Origin of the sequence: Caballeronia sp. INML2 (assembly GCF_023631365.1) — a bacterium.
Lineage (GTDB): Bacteria > Pseudomonadota > Gammaproteobacteria > Burkholderiales > Burkholderiaceae > Caballeronia > Caballeronia turbans.
In genome coordinates this window covers 110,776-132,033 of the sequence record NZ_JALQDH010000017.1, presented here as the reverse complement: position 1 = coordinate 132,033, position 21,258 = coordinate 110,776, and the positions used below count along the sequence as shown (strand labels likewise).

17 protein-coding genes are annotated in these 21,258 nt (G+C 63.4%); 3 read left to right on the top strand and 14 right to left on the bottom strand.

What is annotated here, in order from left to right; genetic code table 11:
• Window positions 1-34: 34 nt before the first annotated feature.
• The 11 genes from NCT32_RS07070 to NCT32_RS07020 form a co-directional block, all read right to left on the bottom strand.
• Window positions 35-1,699, bottom strand: a complete 1,665-nt coding sequence (locus NCT32_RS07070; protein WP_061117331.1) for a SpoVR family protein — start codon at window positions 1,697-1,699, stop codon at window positions 35-37.
• A complete protein-coding gene (locus NCT32_RS07065) occupies window positions 1,696-2,961 on the bottom strand; it encodes a YeaH/YhbH family protein (RefSeq protein ID WP_061117332.1) in 1,266 nt (421 codons plus the stop codon). The genes NCT32_RS07070 and NCT32_RS07065 overlap by 4 nt, the downstream gene beginning before the upstream one ends.
• Window positions 2,962-3,177: 216 nt before the next feature.
• Window positions 3,178-5,100, bottom strand: a complete 1,923-nt coding sequence (locus NCT32_RS07060) for a PrkA family serine protein kinase (protein ID WP_008349646.1) — start codon at window positions 5,098-5,100, stop codon at window positions 3,178-3,180.
• 409 nt (window positions 5,101-5,509) lie between these two features.
• Window positions 5,510-6,271 carry a hydratase gene (locus NCT32_RS07055; protein ID WP_061117333.1) on the bottom strand — a complete coding sequence of 254 codons (762 nt, stop codon included), beginning with the start codon at window positions 6,269-6,271 and terminating at the stop codon, window positions 5,510-5,512.
• Window positions 6,272-6,399: 128 nt separating this feature from the next.
• Window positions 6,400-8,133, bottom strand: a complete 1,734-nt coding sequence (locus NCT32_RS07050) for a methyl-accepting chemotaxis protein (protein ID WP_061117334.1) — start codon at window positions 8,131-8,133, stop codon at window positions 6,400-6,402.
• A gap of 178 nt (window positions 8,134-8,311) precedes the next feature.
• Entirely contained in the window at window positions 8,312-9,262 is a 951-nt protein-coding gene (gene rbsK / locus NCT32_RS07045; protein WP_250490015.1) for a ribokinase, read from the bottom strand.
• Between the two features lie 21 nt (window positions 9,263-9,283).
• Window positions 9,284-10,306: a LacI family DNA-binding transcriptional regulator gene (locus NCT32_RS07040; RefSeq protein WP_061117336.1), complete on the bottom strand. Its 1,023-nt coding sequence runs from the start codon at window positions 10,304-10,306 to the stop codon at window positions 9,284-9,286.
• 185 nt (window positions 10,307-10,491) lie between these two features.
• The gene (locus NCT32_RS07035; RefSeq protein WP_061117337.1) at window positions 10,492-11,481 is read right to left on the bottom strand and encodes an ABC transporter permease; all 990 of its coding nucleotides are present in this window, start codon (window positions 11,479-11,481) and stop codon (window positions 10,492-10,494) included.
• A complete protein-coding gene (locus NCT32_RS07030; RefSeq protein WP_061117338.1) occupies window positions 11,482-13,071 on the bottom strand; it encodes a sugar ABC transporter ATP-binding protein in 1,590 nt (529 codons plus the stop codon).
• A gap of 244 nt (window positions 13,072-13,315) precedes the next feature.
• Window positions 13,316-14,278, bottom strand: coding sequence for a sugar ABC transporter substrate-binding protein (locus tag NCT32_RS07025; protein WP_061117339.1), 963 nt, complete (start codon window positions 14,276-14,278; stop codon window positions 13,316-13,318).
• A gap of 314 nt (window positions 14,279-14,592) precedes the next feature.
• Window positions 14,593-14,874 (bottom strand): hypothetical protein, encoded by a 282-nt coding sequence (locus NCT32_RS07020; RefSeq protein ID WP_061117340.1) that lies wholly within the window; start codon window positions 14,872-14,874, stop codon window positions 14,593-14,595.
• Between the two features lie 240 nt (window positions 14,875-15,114).
• On the opposite strand from NCT32_RS07020, the gene NCT32_RS07015 reads away from it, so the two are divergent.
• The 3 genes from NCT32_RS07015 (at window position 15,115) to NCT32_RS07005 (ending at window position 17,088) form a co-directional block, all read left to right on the top strand.
• On the top strand, window positions 15,115-15,411 hold the full coding sequence (locus NCT32_RS07015; RefSeq protein WP_061117341.1) for a PsiF family protein: 297 nt from the start codon (window positions 15,115-15,117) through the stop codon (window positions 15,409-15,411).
• A 221-nt stretch (window positions 15,412-15,632) separates the two neighbouring features.
• On the top strand, window positions 15,633-16,103 hold the full coding sequence (locus NCT32_RS07010) for a hypothetical protein (RefSeq protein ID WP_061117342.1): 471 nt from the start codon (window positions 15,633-15,635) through the stop codon (window positions 16,101-16,103).
• A gap of 394 nt (window positions 16,104-16,497) precedes the next feature.
• A complete protein-coding gene (locus NCT32_RS07005; RefSeq protein ID WP_061117611.1) occupies window positions 16,498-17,088 on the top strand; it encodes a YSC84-related protein in 591 nt (196 codons plus the stop codon).
• A 97-nt stretch (window positions 17,089-17,185) separates the two neighbouring features.
• On the opposite strand, the gene NCT32_RS07000 is transcribed toward NCT32_RS07005, so the two are convergent.
• From NCT32_RS07000 to NCT32_RS06990, 3 genes are all read right to left on the bottom strand, one after another.
• Window positions 17,186-18,256, bottom strand: a complete 1,071-nt coding sequence (locus tag NCT32_RS07000) for a glycosyltransferase family 4 protein (RefSeq protein WP_061117612.1) — start codon at window positions 18,254-18,256, stop codon at window positions 17,186-17,188.
• Between the two features lie 266 nt (window positions 18,257-18,522).
• Window positions 18,523-19,908, bottom strand: coding sequence for an alpha,alpha-trehalose-phosphate synthase (UDP-forming) (gene otsA, locus NCT32_RS06995; RefSeq protein WP_061117343.1), 1,386 nt, complete (start codon window positions 19,906-19,908; stop codon window positions 18,523-18,525).
• A gap of 92 nt (window positions 19,909-20,000) precedes the next feature.
• Window positions 20,001-21,239, bottom strand: a complete 1,239-nt coding sequence (locus NCT32_RS06990) for a mechanosensitive ion channel family protein (RefSeq protein ID WP_061117344.1) — start codon at window positions 21,237-21,239, stop codon at window positions 20,001-20,003.
• Window positions 21,240-21,258: the final 19 nt, after the last annotated feature.

Genomic DNA, 21,258 nt, shown 5'->3' with positions numbered 1-21,258 from the left:
AGCGCCGGTTTTCCGGGGTTGATGCTCGGGGAGTTCAGCGCGTATTCGGCGCCACATACCGGCACTCGAAGCGCTTTCTCACCGTGCCGTTCTCATCGACGCTTTCGAGATAGACATCGAACTGCCACAAGCGCGCCATGTGCTTGAGGACTTCGTCGCTGTCGTTCGAGAGATGGCGGTTGTCGGTCATGAAGTGACGCAGCGTCAGACTGCGATCGCCACGCGTATTCACCGAATACACCTGGATGTTCGGCTCGCGATGATGAATATCGTATTGCCGCGACAGCGCCTGACGAACATAGCGATAGCCGCTGTCGTCATGAATCGCCGACACTTCGAGTGCGTCGCGCATGTCGTCGTCGAGAATCGAGAACAGGCGCATCTCGCGAATCAGATGCGGCGACAGATATTGCGCGATGAAGCTTTCGTCCTTGAAGTTGCGCATCGCGTAGTGCAAGGACTCCAGCCAGTCGCTGCCCGCGAGGTCGGGGAACCACTCGCGATCTTCGTCCGTCGGGTTTTCGCAGATGCGGCGGATATCGCTCATCATCGAAAAGCCGAGCGCGTACGGATTGATGCCGCTGTAATACGGCTTTGTCACCGGCGGTTGATACACGACGTTCGAATGCGAGTGCAGAAACTCCATCATGAAGCTGTCTTCGAGACGGCCTTCGTTGTAGAGCGTGTTGAGCAGCGTGTAGTGCCAGAACGTCGCCCAGCCTTCGTTCATCACCTGCGTCTGCCGCTGCGGATAAAAATACTGGCCGATCTTGCGCACGATGCGGATGACTTCGCGCTCCCACGGCTCGAGCAACGGCGCGTTTTTCTCCGCGAAGTACAACAAGTTCTCCTGCGGCTCCGGCGGATAGCGGCTTTCGATTTCCTCCGGCGATGGCTCCTTTCCCTTGGGCAGCGTGCGCCACAACTCGTTGACCTGCGATTGCAGATACGCTTCGCGTTCGCGCCGCATCGCCGCTTCCTTCGCAAGCGATAGCTTTTGCGGCCGCTTGTAGCGATCGACGCCATAGTTCATGAGCGCGTGGCACGAGTCGAGCAGTTCCTCGACGCGATCCAGTCCATATCGCTCCTCGCATTCCGCGATGTAATTCTTCGCGTAGACGAGGTAGTCGATGATCGCGTGCGCGTCCGTCCAGAGCCGGAAGAGGTAGTTGCCCTTGAAGAACGAGTTGTGCCCGTACGCCGCGTGAGCGATCACGAGCGCCTGCATCGTCATGGTGTTCTCTTCCATGAGATACGCGATGCAGGGATTCGAATTGATGACGATTTCGTACGCGAGGCCCATTTGCCCGCGCCGATAGCCTTTCTCTGTCGCGAGAAAATGCTTGCCGAACGACCAGTGCCGGTAGTTCACCGGCATTCCGACGGACGCATACGCATCCATCATCTGTTCGGAGCTGATGATTTCCAGCTGAATGGGGTAAGTGTCGAGACCGTAACCGTTCGCGACGCGCGAAATTTCAGCGTCGTACTCCTCGATCAGCTCGACGCTCCAGTCCGACGGGCACGGCAGCGGTCGCCGTTTCTCCGAAACATTCATTCTGCCTTCCTCGTGCGCCTCGTCTGCCTCTGCGGACGCCTTGCGTTGCTCTGCCTCAGGCCCCAGTCTGGAAGCCGCACGATCGTCCGTGCCTTCCAGTTGGTACCCACGCGTCTCGTTCTGCCAAGGCCGTGTCGTCATGCGGCCGCCTGCTGTTTTTCGAACAGCTCGCGGAACACCGGATAGATGTCCGCAGCCGAATCGACTTTCTTCATGGCCAGTTCGGGCGCGCCCATCGCAAGCTGAGCATACTCCAACCAGAGATTTTGCTCCTCCGGCGCAACTTGAATATAGGCAAAATACCGGACCTTCGGCAGGATGTCTTCCGACAGCAGCCTGCGGCACTTCGGGGAATCGTCCGTCCAGTTGTCGCCGTCCGATGCCTGCGCGCCGTAAATGTTCCATTCAGTCGGCGAATAGCGCTCGTCCATGATCTTCTTCATGAGCTCGAGCGCGCTCGACACCACAGTGCCGCCGCTTTCGGTCGAATGGAAGAACGTGTCTTCGTCCACTTCCTCGGCGCGCGTATGGTGCCGGATGAACACGACTTCGATCTTTTCGTAGTTCCGTTGCAGGAACAGATACAGGAGGATGAAGAAGCGCTTGGACAAGTCCTTGCGCTGCTCGTCCATCGAGCCGGAGACGTCCATCAGGCAGAACATCACCGCCTTGCTCGATGGCGTCGGCTGCTTCACGCGGTTGATGTAGCGCAGATCGAACGGATCGATGAACGGAATGCGCGTGATCCGGCCCTGCATGACGACGATATCCGCTTCAAGACGCGCGATCTCCTCCGGATCGGCGTTCTCGTCTTTCAATTGCTCGAGCTGGCGCTCCATTTCGCGCAACTGCGACGCGAGCGGCCAGCCGAGCGCGATGCGCCGGCCGAGCGCGCTGCGCAGGGACCTGACCACGTCGATGTTGTTCGGCGTGCCTTCCGCCGCCCAGCCCGCGCGCACGTTCTTCCAGGTAGGCACCGCAAGCAGCTGGGTCTTGACGAGGCGCGGCAGTTCGAGGTCGTCGAAGAAGTACTGCATGAACTCCTCGCGAGACAGCTCGAAAACGAAATCATCCTGCCCTTCGCCTTCGTTGCTTGCGCTCTTGCCGCCGCCGCCCGCGCCGCCCGGCGGACGCGGAATCTTGTCGCCGCGAATGTAATCGGCGTTACCCGGATGGACATACTCGCGCTTGCCGCCCGGTCCGTGACGGAACGAGGGCTCGGAGATGTCCTTCTTGGGAATGGTGATGCTTTGGGTGCTTTGAATGTCTTTGATACTGCGATCGCGCACCGCGTCGGAAACCGCGCGGCGAATGTAACTCTTGACGCGTCGCAGGAAGCGTTCGCGGTTGGCAATGCTCTTGTTCTTGCCGGCTAACCTGCGGTCGATGATTTGGTGCAGCACATCCAGTCTCCCGCGTTATTGGCGAGCTTGGGAGGCGCTGCGCACAGCTTCGACTGATCGCAGCGTCTTTCGTCTCGCAATTCGTCCACTGTGCGGTCCGGACGCAATCCACGCACCCGGGCCGCAGGGGACATCCTGACTATCGCTTGCGCGGGACCGGAGTATGGCGCGTCAACGCCCACTCCCGTCGATTCCCCTATTCCTGTCCACTCTACATCATGACGACTTGCGCACGCGCAGATACCAGTCGCACAGGAGCCGGACCTGCTTCGGCGTGTAGCCCTTCGCGACCATGCGGTTGACGAAGTCTTCGTGCTTGCGTTGCTCTTCGGCCGAGCCTTTCGCATTGAACGAAATTACCGGCAGAAGTTCTTCGGTGTTGGAGAACATCTTCTTTTCGATCACCACGCGCAGCTTCTCGTAGCTGATCCACGCGGGATTCTTGCCGCCGTTCGCCGCACGCGCACGCAACACGAAGTTCACGATCTCGTTGCGGAAATCCTTCGGGTTGCTGATGCCCGCGGGCTTTTCGATCTTCTCCAGCTCGGCATTCAGCGCCGCCCGGTCGAAGCTCTCGCCGGTGTCGTGATCGCGGAACTCCTGATCCTGAATCCAGAAGTCGGCGTACGTCACATAGCGGTCGAAGATGTTTTGTCCATACTCCGAATACGACTCCAGATACGCGGTCTGAATTTCCTTGCCGATGAACTCGGCATAGCGCGAAGCCAGCACGTCCTTGATGAACGACAGATACTTCTGCTCCGTCTCCGGCGGGAACTGTTCGCGTTCGATCTGCTGTTCGAGCACGTACATCAGATGCACCGGGTTCGCAGCGACTTCGCTCGAATCGAAGTTGAAGACGCGCGACAGGATCTTGAACGCGAAACGCGTGGACACGCCCGTCATGCCTTCGTCGACACCCGCGTAATCGCGATACTCCTGATACGACTTCGCCTTCGGGTCGGTGTCCTTCAGGTTCTCGCCGTCATAGACCTGCATCTTCGAAAAGAGACTCGAATTTTCCGGTTCGTGCAGGCGCGTGAGCACGGCCATCTGCGCCATCATCTTGAGCGTGCCCGGTGCGCAAACCGCCTCGGCGAGGGACGAGTTGCGCAAAAGCTTCTCGTAGATCTTGATCTCTTCGCCGTAACGCAGGCAGTACGGCACCTTCACGACGAAGATACGATCGAGCAGTGCTTCATTGTTCTTGTTGTTGCGAAACGCCTTCCACTCCGACTCGTTCGAGTGCGCGAGGATGACGCCGTCGAACGGAATCGCGCCGAAGCCTTCCGTGCCCTTGAAGTTGCCTTCCTGGGTCGCGGTGAGCAGCGGGTGCAGCACCTTGATCGGCGCCTTGAACATTTCGACGAATTCCAGCAAGCCCTGATTGGCGAGGCACAGGCCACCGGAATAGCTGTATGCGTCAGCGTCGTCCTGCGAATAGGTTTCGAGCTTGCGGATATCCACCTTGCCGACGAGCGACGAGATGTCCTGATTGTTTTCGTCACCGGGCTCGGTCTTCGCGATGCCGATCTGGCGAAGGATGGAAGGATAGCGGCGCACCACGCGGAACTTGCGGATGTCGCCGTTGTATTCGTGCAGGCGCTTCACTGCCCACGGCGAAAGGATGCTCTTCAGATAGCGGCGCGGAATGCCGTACTGCTCTTCGAGGACGGGACCGTCTTCGTCGTAATCGAAGAGGCCGAGCGGCGACTCATTGACGGGCGAACCCTTCAGCGAATAGAACGGAACGCGCTCCATGAGCTGCTTCAGTCGTTCGGCGATCGACGACTTGCCGCCGCCCACCGGACCCAGCAGATACAGGATCTGCTTCTTCTCTTCGAGACCCTGTGCCGCGTGCCGGAAGTACGACACGACGTTCTCGATCACCTCCTCCATTCCGTAGAATTCACGGAACGCCGGATACACCTTGATGACCTTGTTCGCAAACACACGCGATAAACGCGGGTCGAGGCGAGTGTCGACCATCTCCGGTTCCCCGATGGCCGTCAACATGCGTTCGCCCGCTGTTGCATATGTGGCAGGATCTTCTTTGCAGAGCGCGAGATACTCTTCGAGCGAGAATTCCTCCTCGCGGGTTTTTTCGAAGCGGGTCGCGAAACTGCTGTAGATATCCATGCTACCTCCTCGCCGAAGTCAGAAAGCTATGTCGTGCGCAACGCGCGTAATCGAAACGACATCGCTTGAATTCATCCTAAACCCTTTCGAATTTTTTTTCACGCACTTGCGTTGTTCATTTGCTTCGAAGAATTACTAGCTTGGTGAGTTATTTTCGTTCACCTACAATCCTCATCCCAATGTCTCTATCCTGTTGCTCCGCATCGTCCCTGCCTGTTCGCTTCCCCGCGCACTTCGCTACTTGAGCACAGCTTCTGTCCGCCAATGCGAGGCGCGCCTCACTCGCGCGCATGCCTATATCGCTTCATGTCGAATACGTGCGCTCGCGCTCATTCGATGCGATACATGAATGACATCGACGCCCATGCGACAGCATCAAGAACCGTTCCCGATGCGGGATATCCCCGCGTCACGCGAGCACGAGTTCCAGTTCGCCGATGCGATCGATCGAGCCATGCAGCATCCCCGGTCCGTCAATGCGATACGCACCCGTATAAGAGCCCGTGGTGATGGTCCAGAACGGTTCGACGGTCAAACCCATGCGGCAACAATGGTTGACGAGCCAGGGCAGCAATTCGCGGGGATCGCCCGCCGGATTGCCGAGCGCTTCCGGCGCGATCGAAACGCCGTCCAGTGTGAATTCCAGGCGCGGCGTGAGGAAGTCGAAGCCCGGCGCGACGACGTCGTAGGGTTCCATGCCCGACACCACGAGCGCGCCATTGTTCTGTGAGTCGGCGAGCTGCGCGAGCGGGTCGAGATTGGGCCATTGCGCAAACCGGCTGTCGACCACTTCGAGCGCGACCGCGATGCCGCCTATCGCATCGAATACTTCCTCGCGCGTGTAAGGGTCATGTCGCGCGGGCAGCGCATAGGCGAAGCGGAACGCGACTTCGAGTTCCACCAGTACGCGAAAAAATGATTGAAAAGGCACGCGCGCGGGCGAGACGTGGACGAGCGCGGCGTCGATAGGCGCGCCCGTGGCGAGCGCATCGGGGGCGCGCGCGCCGATCTTCCATGCGCCGATGCGCGCATCCGACTCTCTCAGCATCTCATGCTGGATTGCGTAGGCGGTGGGCGCGTCGGCCGGGATGTCGGCGGGCTCCAGCGTTTCGATGAGCCGATGCCGGCGGCGGGCGTCCGCGAGCTTCGCGGCGAGTGTCGATCCGGTCATGTCGATATCCTCGTGTGAGCGGTGACGCACACCCCTCAGTGTACGGGTTACCGGATCGGCGTTGGTCGCGCGCGTGTGCATTCGCGCGCATTCATCTCCTGTTCGCGGCTACGCGCCCTATGCCGTGCTCAGAACGTCTCCCAGTCGCCGCCTGCGTCCGCGGTCGGCGACGCGCGCGTCACCGGCACGATTGCGGCGCGCTTCGCCTGCGCTGTCACGAGCGGCTTCGTCACGAGCGCACGCGTGTGCGCCGTCATCGTTGCACGCGATGCAACTTTCACCGCCGGCGTGGATGCGACCGCCGCCGTCGCGTGCGGCGCGCCGTCCGCCATCTGGAACACCGCCACCGCCTGCCGCAGGCGCGTGGCCTGATCCTCGAGGGACTGCGCGGCCGCCGCCGCTTCCTCGACGAGTGCCGCGTTCTGCTGCGTCACCTCGTCCATCTGCGTGACTGCGCGCGACACTTGCTCGATGCCGCTCGACTGCTCCTCGGACGCCGCCGCGATCTCGCCCATGATGTCGGTCACGCGCTGCACTGCGCCGATGATCTCGTTCATCGTGCGGCCGGCTTCATCGACGAGTGTCGTGCCCGTGCGCACGCGCGCCACCGACGTGTCGATCAGTTCCTTGATTTCCTTCGCCGCCGCCGACGAGCGCTGCGCCAGGCTGCGCACCTCGCCCGCGACGACTGCGAAGCCGCGCCCTTCCTCGCCCGCGCGCGCCGCTTCGACGGCCGCATTGAGCGCAAGGATGTTGGTCTGGAACGCGATGCCCTCGATGATCGTGATGATGTCCGCGATCTTCGACGAGCTGCCGTCGATCTCGCGCATCGTATCGACGACCTGCGTCACGACCGCGCTGCCCTTGCCCGCGATGTGCGACGCATTCGCCGCGAGCGCGCTTGCCTGCCGGGCGTTGTCGGCGTTCTGGCGGACGGTGCCGGTCAGCTCCTCCATGCTCGACGCCGTTTCCTGCAGCGCGGACGCCTGTTCCTCGGTGCGCGAAGACAGATCGGTGTTCCCGGCGGCGATCTGCTGCGTCGCGGACGCGATCGATTCGCTGCCCGTGCGCACGGTGCGCACGGTCGTGAGCAGGCTCGCACGCATTCTGGCGAGACCTTCGAGCAACTGCCCCATTTCGTCGCGTGACGTCACGGTGACCTCGCGGCGCAGGTCGCCCGCGGCGATCGCGTCGAAATGGGCGAGCGCGGCTTCGAGCGGCCGCGCGATCGCCCGCCGCAGCGACACCCACGCGAACGCGGCCGCCGCGATGCCGAGCGCGATCGCCCCGAGGCTCAGCGCACGGAACCACAGGAAACGGCTCTGGGTCTCCTCGTAGCTCTGCTTCGATGCTTCGGTCAGATACTTGCGCAGCGCCTCATTCGCGTTGGCGAGCTCGTTGTACATGGCCTGCATCGCCTTCGCGTTCGCGATGATGCCGTCGTGATCGTTCGCCATGACCGCGGCGACGCCCTTGTCGACGATGCCTTGCAGCGCGAGGCGTTTTTCCTGTGCGGCATCGGCGAGACGTTTTTCGCCCGGCGCTTGCGGCAACGACATGTATTCCTTCCAGTAGCCGTCCGCCCGTTCGCGCATCATGCGCGCGCGCTCGACGGTGGCGGCCACCTCCGGCGTGCCGGCGAGGAGCGCCGCGCGATCGAACACGAGCCGCTCGCGCGCGGCATACATCTCCGCGTTGCCGACTGCGATCGCCGCCGGCATTTGCACCGCGTAGGTATTCTGGAACGCGCCGTTCGAATGGCTCATGCCGGTGAGACCCAGCGCGCCGATCGCAATGAGCAGCGCACCCAGAAACGCCATCGACATGCCGAGGCGCGCCTTGATCGTCAAAGCCTTCTTCATTGTGTTTTCCCTGTTGTCGCCCGCGAGCGGTGTCGTCGTCTCCTGGCAGCGTGCGCGCGAGACATCACGCGGCCGCTAGCGATGTAAACGGCGCGAAAGCGCGAGCACTTGAGGGATTATTTCGTATGAAGTAAAACGGCGCGTCAGACGCGCCGTTTTTTCAACGAACATTGAAAAGTTATGCGGAAATTTCGCTGCGGTGCGGAATCGACGGCTGCGCGCCTTCGCGCGTCACCGCCACCGCCGCCGCCCGCTGACCGAACGCGATCGCGTCCAGCGGCGCGGCGCCCCGCGCGAGTTCGGCCGCGAAGCCGCCGATGAACGTGTCGCCGGCGGCGGTCGTGTCGATCGCCTCGACTTTCGGCGATGGCAGATGGACGCCTTCATCGTCCGCGCCATCGAGCAGCGCGAGCACGCCTTGCGCGCCGAGCGTCACGATCACGTTGCGCGCGCCCTTCGCCTTGAGCGCCTGCGCGGCGCGGCGCGCGTCGTCGGGCGTGTCGCTCGCCACGCCCGAGAGCGTCGCGGCTTCCAGTTCGTTCGGAATCAGATAATCGACGAGCGGGAACCAGTCCGGCGGCAATTTGCGCGCGGCCGGCGCGGGGTTGAGGATCGTGGTGCGCAGAAGACGCCGGCCGGCGGCGAGCGCGGCGCGCACGGTCTCGGGCGGCGTTTCGAGCTGGCACACGATGACATCGGCTTGCGCGATCAGCGCTTCCTGCGCCTCGATGCGCGCGGGCGTCACTTCGGCGTTGCTGCCCGCGACGATGACGATCGCGTTCTGGCTCGCGTCATCGACGACGATGAGCGCGACGCCCGTCGGCGCGTGAGCACTCGTCGCGAGCGCCGTGCAGTCGATGCCTTCCGCCTCCAGACTGCCCTTGAGCGTCGCACCGTTCGAATCGTTGCCGACGCAGCCGATCATCGCGACCCGTGCGCCGAGGCGCGCCGCGGCGACCGCCTGATTGCCGCCCTTGCCGCCCGGCACCTGGGCGAACGCATGTCCGGCGAGCGTTTCGCCCGGCCTCGGCAGACGCGGCGCGCGCGCGACGAGATCCATGTTGAGGCTGCCGACCACGGTCACGCGGCCGGTCTTGCTTGCATCGCCCGATTTGGCGCTATCTCCCATCTCGTTTCCTTTTGAACGGCACTACGCTTTGGCGCTGCGCGACTCGGGCACCACGGCGGTCGATTCGCGGCGCACGAGGCGCGGCGGGACCACGCGCCGGCGTGTCGTGCCGGTCAGCTTGCCAGTGATGCGGTCGATCAGCGTCTGCGCGGCCATTTCGCCGAGCGCGCGCACCGATTGTCCCACCGTCGACAAGGCCGGATAGGTGTAACGCGACAGCTCGACATCGTCGAAACCGATGATCGAGCAATCCGTCGGCACGTTGATGTGGCGCTCGGCCGCCGCACGCAGCGCGCCGATGCCCATCATGTCATTGCACGCGAAGATCGCGGTCGGCCTCATGTTGTCGAGCAGTTGCGACGCTGCCGCGTAGCCGCCCGTCGCGGAGAAGTCGCTCTGCTGAATCGCGTTCGGCTCGATCTCGATGCCGCGCTCGGCCATCGCGCGGATGAAGCCGTGCAGGCGCATCGCGGAGACGGCCGTCGCGACCGGCCCCGTGATGCAGCCGATCTTCGAATGCCCGAGCTGCAGCAGATGCCGCGTCGCGAGATACGCGCCCTTTTCGTGGTCGATCTGCACGAGGTCGGACTGCAGCCCCTCGATATTTCTATCGACGATCACGAGCGGCTCACGCGCGCCCGCGAGGCATTGCGCGAGCACGGAATCCTCGCCTGCCGAGGCGATCACCAGCCCGTCGATGCGCTTTTCCTGTAGCACGCGCAGATAGTTGCGCTGCTTGGCGGGATCGTCGTCGGAGTTGCAGAAGAATACGCAATAGCCGTTCTTCGCGCAGCCGTCCTCGACGCCGCGCGCCAGTTCGGCGAAGTACGGATTCGTCGCGTTCGGCACGAGCAGGCCGATGGTCGCCGTCGAGCGCGCCTTCAGCGAGCGCGCGACCGCCGACGGCACATAGTCGAGCTCGAGAATCGCCCGCTCGACTTTCGCCCGCACGTCGGCAGACACCGGCCGCGAATTGTTCACTACGTGGGATACCGTCGTAAACGACACCCCGGCAATGGCTGCCACGTCTTTGATCGTCGCCATACATCGTCCTTCGCTATCTTTGGTCCAACTGCTCTTATTGGTCGTAAGGCGTCCGGCGCCTAAACATGCTGTTCACGCGCCGCTTTGCTTTCCCCGCGCCCTGCCTGCTTTCATTGCCTGCTGCATCGGCTCTCGTGCGCCCATGCCGCTTGGCCACCGTCGCCGTCTCTCGGTCCGACAAACGATTACACACGCTTCCTTCTGCTGCGGTATGTATCCAGCACCACCGCCACCACGATCACCGCGCCGGTAATGATGCGCTTGGTCGGCTCGTTTGCGCCGATCTGCGCCAGCCCCGCCGCCAGCACGGAGATGATCAATACCCCGAAAAACGTGCTGATGACCGAGCCGCGCCCGCCCATCAGGCTCGTTCCGCCGATCACGACGGCCGCGATCACCTGCAGTTCCAGCCCGGCGCCCGCGTTCGGATCGGCCGCTTCCAGCCGCGAGATCTGAAACAGCGCCGCCAGTCCCGAAAGTGCGCCCATCAGCGCGAAAACAATGACCTTGTACGGCCGCGGATTGACGCCCGCGAGCCTCACTGCTTCCTCGTTCGTGCCGATCCCTACGAGATATCGGCCAAAAACCGTCCGGGTCAAGACCAGATGCGCAATTATCATCACCGCGACCGCGATCAGAAACGCGGGCGAGATGCCGAACGCGATTGGATTCGAAAGGAAATCGAACGCATCGCCGATATACGCCGTGCGCGAGTTCGTCATCTGATACGCGAGTCCGCGCGCGCCTTCAAGCACGCCGAGCGACACGATGAACGACGGAATCCGCCACGCCACCGTCACGAGGCCCGTGACCGTGCCCGTCAGCGCGGCGGCCGCGAGGCCGATCAGCGCGGCGGGAAACGCCGGCCAGTGCCACTTGAGCGCGGCCACGCTCACGACCGACGCCCCCAGTGCGAGCACCGAGCCGACCGACAGATCGATGCTCGCGATGATCAGCACGAACGTCATGCCGACCGACATCACGACGAGATCCGGAATCTGGTTCGCGATCGTGCTGAACGTGTCGTACGTCAGGAAGTGCGTGCTCAGCACCGAAAACAGCGCGATCATCGCGGCGAGCGCACCCGCGAGACCCAGGTAATTCGAAATGCCGAGGCGCGTGCCGACGCCTTTCGTGCTCTTCGGTGCATCGGCGGGCAGGTTCGCTTCGCTCATTCAGTGCTCCACGTTGTCTTCGGGCGCTTTCGCATCGGGCACGATCGGTTCGTGCAGGATCGCCTCGCGCTTCGCATAACCCGAGAACGCCGCGGCGAGCAGCGCGTCCTGCGTCCAGTTGGCGCGCTCGAACACGCCGGTCATGCGCCCGGCGGACATCACGCCGATACGGTCGCAGATCAGCATCAGCTCGCGCAGGTCGCTCGACACGACGACGAGCGCGCGTCCTTCGCGGGCCAGGGCGCCCATCAGCCCGTAGATGTCGAACTTCGCGCCGACGTCGATGCCGCGCGTCGGTTCGTCGAACAGCAGCACCCCACAGTCGCGTGCGAGCCAGCGGCCGATCACGACCTTCTGCTGATTCCCGCCGGACAATTCGGACACCGCCTGCGCCGGCCCGGACGTGCGGATGCGCATCGCGTCGATCTGGCGTTGCGCGAGCGCGGATTCCCGGCGCGTGTCGACAACGCCATGCCGCGCCACCGCGCCCAGGTTGCCCAGTGAAACGTTCGCGGCGACGGGCAGGCTCAACAACAGGCCCTCGCCCTTGCGGTCCTCCGTGATCAGCGCGATGCCTTCATCGACCGCATCCGACGGCGATTGCACCGACACGCGCCGCAGCGCCTCGCCGTTGCGCGCGATCGACACCGTGCCCGCGTCCGCGCGATCCGCGCCGTAGATGAGGCGCATCAGCTCGGTCCGGCCCGCGCCGATCAGCCCGCTCACGCCGAAAATCTCGCCTGCGCGAACGTCGAACGACACGTCGCGCACCACGGGCGCGCGCGTCATGCCCTCCACTTTGAGCGCGACGCCGCCGATCCGGCGCTCGCCCAGATCGATGCGCTCGCCGATCTCGCGTCCGACCATCAGCGTGACGAGACGGTCGCTCGTGAGCTCGTCCATGGGGCCGACGTGCACGAGGCGTCCGTCGCGCAGCACCGCCGCACGCTCGGCGATGCGCCGCAATTCCTCCAGCCGGTGCGAGATGTAGACGAGCGCGACGCCGCGCGCCTTCAGCCGCTCGACCTGCTCGAACAGCAGGTCGACTTCGCGGGCGGTGAGCATCGCGGTCGGCTCGTCGAGGATCAGCACCCGGCAATCGCCGATCAAGTTGCGCGCGATCTCGACCATCTGCTGATGACCAATGCCGAGACCGCCGACGAGCGTGTCCGGATCGATCGCGTCGAGCCCGACCTGCGCCATCGCATGGCGCGCGTCTTCCGCGAGCCGTTTGCGGTCGATCCAGCCGAAGCCTTTGCGCGGCAAGCGGTTCAAAAACAGATTCTCCGCCACCGACAAGGTCGGCAGCAGGTTCAGCTCCTGCATCACCATGCGCACGCCGAGCGCCTCGGCGTCCTTGCGGCTTTTCGGCGCGTACGGCTGGCCCGCGAGCGTCATGGTGCCCGTGGTCGGGTCCGTGAGTCCGCCGACGATCTTCGACAGCGTGCTCTTGCCCGCGCCGTTCTCGCCCGTGAGCGCGAGCACTTCGCCCGCGACGAGTTCCAGCGAGACGTCCGACAGCACCGGCTCGACATAGGTCTTGCCGATGCCGGTCACCGTCAGCACGTTCGCATCGTTCGATCCGGTCATGGGGCGATTCAAGGCTTCGCTGTGCATCCTCGTGGTGGTCCCGCGTGGCTTCGGCAAACGGGCCGGCGCATCGAGGCGCGCGGCCCGGACGTGTTCCGATGCCCGCGCGAAAAGCTTCCGGATGGCCGCTGACACTGCCCGCGCCGTCTGCCTTCCGCGCTCGTCAGTGTGTTATCGGCACGCTGGCCGCGAACTTTAGATTGTCGCGCGACACGGCGCCGGACGCCGCCGCCGCGCGCCCGCCTTACTTCGTCACCAGATCGACCGGCGTTTCGACGACCTGCGAAAGGTCCGACTGCTTCTTGTGACCGGCGATCGCCTTCAGCGCAACGTCGATGCCGAATACCGCCTGCTTCGCCGCGTACTGGTCAGCGGTCGCGAGCACGCGGCCGTCTTTCAGCATCGGCTTGATCGCGCCGATATTGTCGAAGCCGACGACCTGCACCTTGCCCGCCTTGCCTGCCGCGCGAATCGCCGACACGGCGCCGATCGCCATGTTGTCGTTATCGCACAGGAGCGCCTTTACGTTCGGGTTCGCGTTCAGGATCTGCGATGCGACCGCATTGCCCTTGTCGATTTCCCATTCGCCCGACTGGAGCGCGACGACCTTCATGCCGGCCGCGTCCATCGCTTCCTTGAAGCCCGCGCTGCGCGCCTGCGAGTTCGTGGTGGTCGTCACGCCTTCGATGATCGCGACTTCATCGCCCTTTTTGAGCTTCGGAGCGAGATAATCGCCGACCTTTCTCGCGCCCTTCTTGTTGTCCGGTCCGACGAACGGCACATTCAGATCCTTGGACTTGAGCACGTCCGGATCGAGCCGGTTGTCGATATTCACGACGATGATGCCCGCGTCCGCCGCCTTCTTGATCACCGGCACGAGCGCCTTCGAATCGGCCGGCGCGATGACGAGCGCGTTGACCTTGGAAACGATCATCTGCTCGACGATGCGAATCTGCGCCGCGGTGTCGGTCTCATCCTTGATGCCGTTGGTGATCAGGTCGAACTGGCTGGAGTTGTGCGCCTGATAGTCTTTCGCGCCGTTTTCCATCGTCAGGAAGAACTCGTTGGCGAGCGACTTCATGACGAGCGCGACTTTCGGCTTGCCCGCCGTTTGCGCGAACGCGGATGACGAGGCGAACGGCAATGCGGTGCAGGCGGCGAGCGCGACGGCGGCCGACAGGACGCGTCGGCGGAGGGGTCGATTCATGCGGATCTCCAGTGCTTTGTTCTGGTTTGTCTGGTCGTGCGAGATGCAGCGAACGTGAGCAAGGCGTGTCGACCCGCGCGGGGCCATGAAGGGAAGTGATCGCGGGCGCCCTGTCGCGCCAGCGCTTCGTGTCACGCACCCGAAAGCCTTCGATCGCCTTTCGGGTGCGGTTTCAACGTTTGCTCGCCGTCGATTCTCGTTGGAGAGACGCCGCAGGTCAATCGGGCTAACGTGTAGGCCACACGCGACAACGCCGTCGATTTAGGGATCGACGGCGTTGCGGGTTGTCCGTGGGCAACGGCTCGCTGCCCGCATCAGAGATCTTCGACCGATTGCCCGTCCACCTTGTTGTCGATGATGTCGCGCGCGTAGTCGATGCCCGCGCGCGTCGCGTCGATCGGGCTATCGAAGGGTTCCTGCTCGGGCACGCCGAACATCACCGCGCGGCCACTCTCACCATGCGCGCTCTTCGCGATCGTCACGACGATGTCGAAGTGGCGCGGACCGTCGTCCGGCTCGTCGCGCTCTTTCGCGCGCCGCAATGCCTGCACCTTGATTTCGAAGCCTTTGTAATGGTCGGACAGCGGCGTGGACATGAACCGTCTCCTTTGCGTTGACATGCATCGCACGATCATACGTCGGCTGCCTGCTCCGTGCGGAACGCCGATAGATGCAAGGCGCTTGCAAGCCTCGTTCCCGTGCCCTGCGCGCCCGCCTCCCGATTTCACCTTATCCCACACACCGTTCATATTCGGTTTGCCATAATGCGCGGGCGGCATGCCGCTATGGACAGGCGCCGTCGAAGAATAACCGTCACTCAAATCAGGGAGCGTCACATGACTATTCGAGCCACCGCCCTCATTGCCGTGCTGAGCCTGACGCTCGGCGCGAATGTCGCGATCGCCGCCAACAGTCAGCAAAGCAAGATGACCGATTGCAACAAGCAGGCTGGCGACAAGAAAGGCGACGACCGCAAGGCCTTCATGAAGAGCTGTCTGTCCGCCGCGCCCGCCGCCGCTTCCACGCCGATGACGCAGCAGCAGAAGATGACCGCGTGCAATCAGCAGGCAACCGACAAGAAAGGCGATGACCGCAAGGCCTTCATGAAAAGCTGTCTCAGCAACAAAGGCTGATCTCGCCGACAGTCACACTTGCGCCGCGCCAGTCGCGCGCGGCGACCCTTTCGTATTTACCCTCCCTACCGGCCGATATTGCACTGCACCCAAGCAAGTGATTCGCACCGTCGTCTTTTTCTCATAAGATGGCGCGAAGGCGGCCCCTCACGAATACAAGAAATACGCCATCGGCCGCCGCCGTTTCGAGCGAGGCGAAAGCCACGCATGGAGGCATCCGGATGGCATGGAGACATAAGAACCGCTGGTTCAGGCGCTGGCTCGTGACGATCACGTTCTGGTTCGTGCCGGTGCTGATCGTCGCGGTCAGTGAGGTGCGCGAGGAGATGGCGTACAACAACGCCGATCTTCAGAAAGCGCTCTCCGCCTGGGAACTGACGGACGCGCAACGCGCCGCCGGCGCCGCCGCGCACTGTCACGGGACATCCGACGAGGCCCGCGCCGCCGGCTGTCCCGAAGACGCCATCGCGGCCACCGAGGTGAAGCATCAGGAAGCGCTCGGCGAATATGCGCATCGCAAGGCGACGCTCGCGGATTATCTGTGGCACGCGTTCGTCGGCTATTGGATAGTGCCTGCTGTTTTCCTGCTCGTGCTCGGCATGCTGGTCGGAGGCATCAGACGCGCGCTGCGCCGCCCGCAAGGAACACACGCGGCGGCGTCCGCCGAGGTAAAAACGACGACCCATCCGTAAGCGTTGGCCAGGTACGGTCGTTGCTACTTCTCCATGCGGTTTTCTCGTACGACCTTAAGGACGTTTCACGAAATTTATGCTTACCTTGAGGAGCGTGTCGGGCGAAAACGCCGGTCCCTATTCAGTTTCGTCGAAGCGTCGTCTACCCTTTAGCAGACGCGGTTTCGATCGAAAGATGAATGTAATTTAGCGTACCGGTTGGCGGTTATGGGGCCGGATTCGGAGTAAGCTAGGCTGGACGTTTGCCCCGAATGTTGCGGAGCCTGAAACGCAAGCGTGACAAGGCTTTGGGCGCATGGATCGGGGCTCGTTTTTCAGGTTGCTGTGCTATAACTTGGCGTGCCTCACCCTCCCGCTCTATGGGGTTTCCTAAATTCCACGATGGAGAACAATGATGCAAAGACGAAACTTCATGCTCAAGTCGACGGCCGTTCTGGCGCTGGGAGGCCTCGCGCTTGCCGGCTGTACGACAAACAAGAACACCGGCAGTGAAGCGGCTGCGGGCGCTGCCGATGACCGGCGCTCCATCGACGCCGACGTCGACAGCACCATCCAGCGTCTCTACGCCACGGTGAACGGCTCGCGCGAACTGGTGGCGAAAGCGCGCGGCGTGCTGGTGTTCCCGTCAGTGCTTCAGGCCGGCTTCATCGTCGGCGCGCAATATGGCAAGGGTGCGCTGCGTGTCGGCGGCAGCAGCGTCGGCTATTACAGCACGACTTCCGGCTCTTTCGGACTGCAGGCGGGCGCGCAATCGAAGGCGCTGATCTTCCTGTTCATGACGCAGGACGCACTCGACAAATTCCGCAATTCCGACGGCTGGTCGGCGGGCGCGGATGCATCGGTGGCGCTGGTGAAGATGGGCGCGAACGGCGCGATCGACACGACCACGGCCACGAAGCCTGTCGAGGTGATCGTCCTGACCAACGCCGGCCTGATGGCCGATGTCTCGCTGCAAGGCACCAAGATTTCGCGCATCAAATACTGAGCGCGCGCCGCCTTCCTCGCGGCGAATGCAAAACCGCCCTCTGGCGCGACCTTCGGGTCGCACCACACGGCGGTTTTTTTTACGTCTTTTCGAACGATCAGGGGCTCGTCGCGCGGTCGATCACCTTGAAGCGCGCACGCTTTTGCGCGCGCACCACGGCCTGATATGCCTCGAGATACTGCCGGGCCATGCGATGCGACGTGAAGCGCTCCTCGAAGCGCGCGCGCACGCGCTCGCGCGACAAGGTGTGCAGGCGATTCACCGCAGCCACCGCGCCGATTTCATCCTCCACGATGAACCCCGAGACGCCTTCATCCAGCACTTCCGGCACCGAGCCTCGATTGAACGCGATGACAGGCGTGCCGCACGCCATCGCTTCGATCATCACGAGCCCGAAGGGCTCCGGCCAGTCGATCGGGAACAGGAGCGCATGGGCGCCCGACAGAAATTCGGCCTTCTGACTGTCGTTGATCTCGCCGACGTACTCGACATACGGCAACTTGAGAAGCGGTGCGATTTCGCGCTCGAAATACTCGTGATCGGCGAAATCGACCTTGGCGGCGATCTTGATCGGCAAACCGCAGCGGCCCGCGATGCGAATGGCCGTATCGACACGCTTTTCCGGCGAGATGCGTCCGAGGAACGCCAGGTACTTCTGCTCCACCGGCTGCGGCGTATAGAGCGTCTCCGGCAGGCCGTGATAGACCGTGCTGATCCACTTCGCCTGCGGCAGCGGATGACGCTGCGCATCGGAAATGGAAATCACCGGCGCCGTATTGAACGTATCGAACACCGGCTGCTGCTCGGGAAGATCGAGACGGCCGTGCATGGTCGTCACGAACGGCGTGTCCTGGCGCTTGAAGAGCGAGAACGAGTAATAGTCCATGTGGAAGTGCAGGACGTCGAACTCTTCGGCGCGGCGGCGCACGAGCTCCATCAGCAGCATGTGAGGCGCGATGCGGTCGCGGATCGCCGGATCGAGCCGCAACGCACGCGGCCAGACGGGTTCCAGGTTGGCGCTGGTCTGCGAATCGCCGGTGGCGAAAAGCGTGACGTCATGACCGAGCTCGACGAGCGCCTCGGTGAGGTACGACACGACGCGCTCGGTTCCGCCATACAGTTTCGGCGGCACCGACTCGGTCAGCGGAGCAATCTGGGCAATTCTCATCGTTGTCGTCTCCATGCGGATATCGGCGTGCAGCACGGACGTCGTACCGGCCCGGCGCGCATCGAGTATGACAGCGCGCCGAAAGGTCGGCCAACAAGGTTTGCCCTTACGCGTAATTCCGTCTCGCGTTGTCCGCCCGTGCCTGTCACGCGCCGGCAGTCGCCTGCGCGATGCACACCATATTGAGCGCGATGCCGACCGCCCGTGGCGTCTCTTGCACTTTCATCGCTCTGTTACAGGCGCGAAACATCCGTTTCGCGCGACGGTTACGCTTTGGCGTCGCCGCGCAGATCCGCGAGAAAGTCGTCGCGCCACACGCCCAGATCGTGCTTGCGCAACGCGGTCATGTTGGTTTCGTAGCGCTGCTTGCGCTCGGCGAGCGGCATCGCGAGCGCGCGCCCGATCGCCTCGCTCATGCCGACGATGTCGTGTGGATTGACCATCACCGCGCCGGTCATTTCGTCAGCGGCGCCGGCGAACTGCGAGAGCACGAGCACGCCGGGATCGTCCGGATTCTGCGCGGCGATGTATTCCTTCGCGACGAGATTCATGCCGTCGCGCAGCGGCGTGACGAGCCCGATCTGCGATTCGCGAAAGAGCGACATCAGTTTCCATCGGTCGTAACGCTGGTTGAGATAGCGTATCGGCGTGTAGTCGAGGCCTGAATAGCGCCCGTTGATACGCCCCGCTTCGTACTCCAGGTTCTGCCGGATCTGCTGATACGTTTCGACGTCCGAGCGCGTCGGCGGCGCGATCTGCACGAGCGTGACGTTGCCGCGCCACTCGGGCGACTTCTCCAGAAAATGCTCGAACGCGCGGAAACGCTCGACGAGCCCTTTCGAGTAATCGAGCCGGTCGACGCTCATGATGAGCTTGCGGCCTTCGAGGCTCTGCTTCAGATCCATCACGTCCTGGCGCGCTTCGCCGCGTTCGGCCTGTTCGGCGATTTCGTCCGGAAAAACGCCGATGCGATACACGTTCGTCCTGAGCTTCCTGCCGAACGCTTCGACGTGGCCGTCGGGCGTCGCGGTGCCGTGCGCATGCCGGATGATGTAGTCGTGAAACGCGACGCGGTCCCGCTCGGTCTGAAAGCCGACCACGTCATAGCAGCACAGCGACTTGACCAGTTCCTCGTGCGGCGGAATGTTCAGGAAAATCTGCGGCGACGGAAACGGGATATGCAGGAAGAAGCCGGTGCGATTGGTGATGCCCGCCGAGCGCAGCGCCTCGGCGAACGGGATCAGGTGATAGTCGTGAACCCAGATGATGTCGTCGGGCTCGAGCAGCTTGATGAGCTTGTGCGCGAGCCAAGCGTTCACGCGCCGGTAGCCGGCGTATTCATCGCGGTCGTAGACGGCGAGATCGTTGCGATAGTGAAAGACCGGCCACAGCATCGCGTTGGAGAAGCCGCGGTAATACTGGTCGTAGTCCTTCTTCGGCAGGCCGACGGTCGCGAAGGTCACCGCGCCGTCCTGTTCGAGCTTCGGCCCCTGATTGGCGACGGTTTCGCTCACCACGTCCCCGCTCCAGCCGAACCAGACGCCGCCACTGTCCTTCAGCGCGCCGAAGACGCCGACGGCGAGGCCGCCCGCGGAGCCCTTGGTTTCGGTCGGCGTGGCGACCCGGTTGGATACGACGACGAGACGGCTCATATGCTTTCCTTGTCCTCTTCGAAATTTTCTTGTTCAGGATAAACCCGAAATTTTCGACTGGAAAATGCGGTGCGGGTTTCCTGTCGATGCCGTCAGTGCTTTCCGGCAGGCGCCGGCGCGGTGGACGCCGACGAATGCGCGCGAGGGTCCGGGCCGGTCGGCTCACCGCGGCTCGCGACCGGATCGGCGGGCGTGTTTGCCGTGCTGCCGACATGCGTCGTGGCCGCGCGATCGAGCGGCGGCGCGAAGTCGACGTGATGTTCCCGGTCTGTCGACAAATCCGCGCGCGCGCGTGGCAGATACTGCGGATACGCGGCCTGCACGAAGTTCACGAGCCCTTCGCGCACGCGGCAGCGCAAGTCCCAGTTGAGTGCCGAATCGAAGGAACTGACGAGCACGCGAAGCTGCATCGCGCGGTCGGTGGCGTCGGTGACTTGCAGCACCTGCACGCGGCCGTCCCATTCCGGCGCGTGTGCGAGGATGCGCTCCAGTTCCTCGCGCAGCGGCGCGATCGGCATCCGGTAATCGACGAACAAAAACACCGTGCCGATGATCTGCGAGCTGTTGCGCGTCCAGTTCGTGAACGGATTCTCGATGAACCACTGTAACGGCACGATGAGGCGTCGCTGGTCCCAGATGCGAATCGACACGTACGTGCCGGTGATCTCCTCGACGCGCCCCCATTCGCCCTGAATCACGACGACATCGTCGAGGCGAATCGGCTGCGACAGCGCGATCTGCAATCCCGCGATCAGGTTGCCGAGCACCGGCCGCGCCGCGATACCGGCGACGAGACCGGCAACGCCCGCCGACGCCAGCAGGCTCGCGCCGATCTGCCTTACGCTCGGAAACGCCATCAGCGCCGCGCCGAAGCCGATGATCACGATCACCACCATCACCGAGCGCGCGAGCACGCGCGCCTGCGTGTGGATGCGGCGGGCGTTGAGATTGTCGTCGGTGTCGAGCGGATGCGCCTGCACGATCGCCTCGCCCACCGCGCCTGCGGAGCGCGCCGCGAGGAACGTGAGCGCGCCGATCAGCGCGACGGTTTCGACATCGCGCAGCACGCCGATGAACGGCAGCGTATCGGGCGCCTCGAAGATCATGAAACCGATTCCGAGGATGATGAGCAGGACGAGCGCGGGCGTGTCGACGTAGCGCAGAACGACGCTCATCAGCGGATACGGCCGCGCGATGCGCGTGAGGATGCGCGCGCCGATCCGATGCACGCCCACCGCGACCGCCACCGCGATGGCGGCCACGACGAGGGCGCCGGGCCACGTGCCGAGCGGCCGTTCTGCGAGGTTCAGGAAGTGATCGAATGAGAGCATGAGCGTCGCGGGATCAGCC